This window comes from Moorena sp. SIO2C4, assembly GCF_010672485.1.
Taxonomy (GTDB): Bacteria; Cyanobacteriota; Cyanobacteriia; order Cyanobacteriales; family Coleofasciculaceae; genus Moorena; species Moorena producens.
In genome coordinates this window covers 1-4,845 of sequence record NZ_JAAHGN010000562.1, presented here as the reverse complement: position 1 = coordinate 4,845, position 4,845 = coordinate 1, and the positions used below count along the sequence as shown (strand labels likewise).

The 4,845-nt window shown below is 48.1% G+C and carries 4 protein-coding genes; 3 read left to right on the top strand and 1 reads right to left on the bottom strand.

Annotated elements, in window-relative coordinates:
- Positions 1-342 precede the first annotated feature (342 nt).
- Complete coding sequence (locus F6K20_RS24450) at positions 343-654, top strand: hypothetical protein (protein WP_008179300.1); 312 nt, start codon at positions 343-345, stop codon at positions 652-654.
- Positions 655-838: 184 nt separating this feature from the next.
- Positions 839-2,566, top strand: coding sequence for a succinate dehydrogenase/fumarate reductase flavoprotein subunit (locus tag F6K20_RS24445; RefSeq protein WP_008179299.1), 1,728 nt, complete (start codon positions 839-841; stop codon positions 2,564-2,566).
- A gap of 74 nt (positions 2,567-2,640) precedes the next feature.
- Here F6K20_RS24445 and F6K20_RS24440 read toward each other — a convergent pair whose 3' ends face one another.
- Positions 2,641-3,489 (bottom strand): tetratricopeptide repeat protein, encoded by an 849-nt coding sequence (locus tag F6K20_RS24440; RefSeq protein ID WP_044492237.1) that lies wholly within the window; start codon positions 3,487-3,489, stop codon positions 2,641-2,643.
- Positions 3,490-3,840: 351 nt separating this feature from the next.
- Between F6K20_RS24440 and patR the strand changes: the two genes are divergently transcribed.
- Positions 3,841-4,845, top strand: a 1,005-nt coding sequence (patR, locus tag F6K20_RS24435; protein ID WP_287296353.1) for a heterocyst master regulator PatR, incomplete at its 3' end; no start/stop codon positions are given.

Genomic DNA, 4,845 nt, shown 5'->3' with positions numbered 1-4,845 from the left:
TCAAAGAATATGGGGTGACCTTCAGAAAAACTCGATAGTTTAGTTATCTGTGAATTGGTAAAATTCCATAGGTGCGCTTTCCGTCGGCGAATTAAATTCGCGTGGCGGTGCGACCCAAGGCCGGGTTCCCCGGCCTTGGGTCGCACCAACGGGCTCGCACCTGCAGTACTTTGGTTCTAGAACTTCTTGTATTGTTCCGGCGCGGAGGGGCATCCCGTGTCGTTAATAAAGCTTACCGAGTATCCGAAGCGATGGCTGGAGTTGGTAAGAAGCCCGCGCTGTACCGCGCTTGTCAGCGTCGGGAGTATGTCACAAAAATAAAGAAATGTGTCAAGAGATGCCATGGATAACTTACAACGATATCGCATTGTCTGCACCCTAAGCTTTGGTGACATTTATGGACAAATTATGGTTTGGTTAATCGTAATTTTCCTGAGTCTCGCCTCAGCCTTAGCTCTTTGGAGTGCTGACCGCCAAATTTACGCTCTGGCAACTGTCGGGCTGATTTTGGTACTATCTCTGCCCTTCCTGCTCTTTGCCTTCGTGACTACATTGTTAAACCATATTGAAATTGCTCAGATGGAAGAGGAGGAAACCACATCAACAGCGGTCGGCAGAGCGCCTAGACAGAAACCGATTGAGGCGACCGGTTGAAGAGAATCCGAACCATCCCCGGCTTTTTCAGAACCCGGGGAAGGAGAGTTGAGAGCCTCCGTGCTTGATGAGGGGCGCTTCATTCTTTGTCAGAATCCTAGGGGCTAGATGCCTAGAGGCTAGATGCCTAGAGGCTATAACCTAGAGCATAAAATAGGAATTCGGATTCCATAATACGACCGAGATGCTAGAACACGATGTCATTATTGTCGGTGGGGGATTAGCTGGATGTCGCGCTGCTTTAGAGATTAAACGCTCTGAGCCTAAGCTGGATGTCGCCCTTGTGGCTAAAACTCACCCAATTCGTTCCCATTCGGTGGCTGCCCAAGGGGGTATGGCAGCTACTCTGAAGAATGTTGATGCGTCCGATAGCTGGGAAGCCCATGCCTTTGACACGGTTAAAGGGTCTGACTACTTGGCAGACCAGGATGCAGTAGAAATCCTCACCAAAGAGGCTCCAGAGGTAGTCATTGAGCTGGAACACATGGGGGTGCTGTTTTCCCGCTTACCGGATGGTCGGATTGCTCAGAGGGCTTTTGGAGGTCATTCCCATCGGCGCACTTGCTACGCGGCAGATAAGACGGGTCACGCCATTTTGCATGAACTGGTGAACAATCTCCGGCATAACGGTGTCAAACTCTACGATGAGTGGTACGTTATGCAGCTGATTTTGGAAGAGGGTCAGGCAAAAGGGGTGGTTATGTTCCAGCTCCTAGACACGAAGGTGGAAGTAGTACGGGCAAAAGCTGTCATGTTCGCTACCGGGGGTTATGGACGGGTATTTAATACGACCTCCAATGACTTTGCCTCCACTGGGGATGGTCTGGCAATGTCAGCTCTGGCTGGGGTGCCTTTGGAAGATATGGAGTTTGTACAGTTTCACCCTACGGGCTTGTATCCGGTGGGGGTTTTGATTTCTGAGGCGGTACGAGGGGAAGGGGCTTATCTGATTAACTCAGAAGGTGATCGCTTTATGAGCGACTACGCCCCCAAACAAATGGAACTGGCACCCCGGGATATTACTTCAAGAGCGATTACCCTAGAACTCAGAGCTGGTCGTGGAATTCATCCTGATGGCAGTGCAGGTGGACCTTTTGTTTACCTTGACCTGCGCCATATGGGCAAAGACAAGATTATGAGTCGGATTCCGTTTTGCTGGGAAGAAGCCCATCGCTTGCTTGGTATTGACGCAGTACATCAACCAATGCCAGTACGACCAACTGCCCACTACTCCATGGGGGGAATCCCTGTCAACACCGATGGGCAAGTCCATAGTGGTAAAGATGGGTTAATTGAGGGCTTCTTTGCCGCTGGGGAATCAGCCTGTATCTCTGTTCATGGGGCAAATCGCCTCGGGAGTAATTCCCTGTTGGAATGTGTCGTTTATGGCAAAAGAACTGGTGCTGCGATCGCAAAATACGTCCAAGACCGGAAGTTACCAGACATTGATGAGCAATCCTACCTCAATGCAGCCCAGGCAAAAATCAAAGCCCTTGTGGAAAAATCTGGCACCTTACGGCTTAACCAGTTGCGTCAAGCCTTCCAAGACTGTATGACCCAATTCTGTGGCGTTTTCCGTAACCAAGCTTCCATGGAGGAGGGGTTAAACCAACTGGAACAATTGAAACAACAGTACCAGCAAATTTATTTGGATGACAAAGGCAACTGTTGGAACACGGAAATTATCGAAGCCTTGGAACTGCGCAATTTAATGATAGTCGGAGAAATCATTCTTACATCTGCCCTGAACCGACGAGAAAGCCGGGGTGCCCATAGCCGGGAGGATTATCCCCAACGGGATGATCCCAATTTTCTCAAACACACCCTAGCTTTTTACTCATCCGCAGGTATTGACCTGCAATATAAACCGGTAAGCATGACCTTGTTTGAACCGAAAGAGCGGAAGTATTGATTACTAGTCCGAGACTGCCTCAGTGGTCGAGTCATGGGTAACTAGCGTTAGTACTCTGTGTCGGTTACTCATCACTAATCTTCGGGAGTTTCGGGAATTTCGGGAGTTTCCGGAGTTTTTGGAGTTTCGGCTGCCAACTGTTTGACTTGGTCTTTGTACTTGGCTGGTGCTAGGGATGTAGCCTGGTCAAAGAGGGGTTTAGCCTTTTCAGTGTTACCCTGTTCTTGAAAAATCATGGCTTTAGCTAGCACTGGTCTCCAGTCATCTTGGTTGCCTTTGATTGCCTGGTCATATATAGCTGTGGCTTCGTCATAACGCTTCTGATTCGCGTAAACTTGACCTAACAACAACTGCACAGAAATGACATCAATGCTCCCAGGCTTAATTTCATTGACTTGCTGGGAACTTTTTAAGGTGTCTTGCAGCAAACCGATGGCTGCTTCTGGGCGGTTTTCCTGGGTTAGCAAACTAACTAACCCTTGCAGAGCATTCATATCCCCAGGCTTAGCGTTTAATATGTCCCGATAGGCTTGAGCTGCTCCTTCGCGATCGCCAATTTGTTGTTTTACCTGAGCCAGCAAGACTCCATAATCTGTCTGGTCAGTATTGAGTTTGGCTAACTTTTCTAGGGGTTCAATCGTGCCTTTGATGTCTCTTAGCTGCAGCCGTATCTCCAGCAGACCTCTCAAAGCCGTTAAATTTTCTGGTTCTCGCTGCAAGACTAGTTCATAACCCTTGGCTTGAGCTTCTAGTTCTGCTTGCTGCTGGGCAGACATATTTGGTGTAGCTGTAGGTGTTGCCCCAACAGAGGCGGGATTATCCTTGAAAATATTCCCTAGCAAAGGAATCATCGAAATACCGATAAACGCTAGCACAGCTAGTACTAGCACTATTTTGATCCACAGACTGCGCTTTTGAGACACAAAACCTTCTTGAACTCTATTGCCATTATGAAACGATTTGGGGGTTTTAAAGTATCCTCCCATAAATCCTATCTATTAAATAAGCTAGCATTAAAGCTCAGTTAAATCGGCTAGAAACCGCTCAGATTAAAGATTCCATAAACTTTGCGGATCTAGCCTTTATCTCACTGCATTCTGTACAGTGGGTAGACTAGTACCAAGTGCGCTCACCCTCCAGTTTTGTGGTGGCAAGAATCCAGGATAATTTTTTCTGGAAAGGACACCGGAAAGCTGGAAGATGTTGACAAAACAATGCTGCCAATGTCAGTCAAAACCACCCATGGGAATGTGTCTCCGCCGCTAGGAGGTTATATGAATTCGTCTGTGAATCGGCTTCCCGACTCAGCTGAGTCATCTGGAATCCAACCACCGGAAGTATCCAGTGTGCAAAACCAGCCCCCAGAAACACCAACTGGTGGCTCTCAAGATACCACCAAATCAGCTCCCTTAGCTGAATCTAATGGGAAAGTAACTACTCAGGTCTCAAGTAAGGTCTCAAGACAGCACCCAATTCCTGCCCCCAGTGAACCTAGGCAATACCGCGCCATTGGTCTGGTCAATGGCAAATATATGCCTTCCGCAGAGCAGTTGACCAGGGGAACACTTGTAGCGGCAGATGGAACCTTGATTGATGCGGTGTTACTCGGTCGGGTCATGAGTTTGGTCAAGAATCACTTAGATCTCAATCAGCCCCACCTCTGGGTTGTCTATCCCCGCATCAGGCAAGCAGACGATAACTTACATGTCCAAATTGTTGGCGTCTGGGAACCAGAAACTCTCGAACCCACAGCTTCAGCTGAAACAACTGACTCGGGAGTTGCTCAGTCCGAAGCAGAAGTCGAGACATCAAATGACTCCTCAGAAGCTGAGGCGGAACCGATTCCGAAGGATGGCTATTTTTCCATTCGTGGCGAGGTGATCTACCATTCGCGGGAGAAGGAACAAGTCGTTGTTAAAATTAGGCAATTACCTCGTAAAGAGTCAGATAAGCCTAAGTTTTTCAAGTTAAAGCTTAAGGGTTGCCTGGGAGAAAGGGTCGTTGGTCATTTTTGGGATTTACATGCACAGCTGCAAGCCAATACCCTGGTGATCCAGGAAGGAAACGATATTGGTTTTCTCAACAAATTTGGACCAAAGAGGAAACCATTTAATAAAAATAAAAAACGTTTTGGTGCTAAAAAGAGTTACCCGAAGCCACGCCCTCCTCGTAAAAAGGATGGCGTGGCTACAGCCACAGCACCCAAACCCAAAAGACCAAGACCGAAACCGATCAAGCGTATTGACAAGGGTAGTAAGGGTGATCCCTCTGGGAATTCA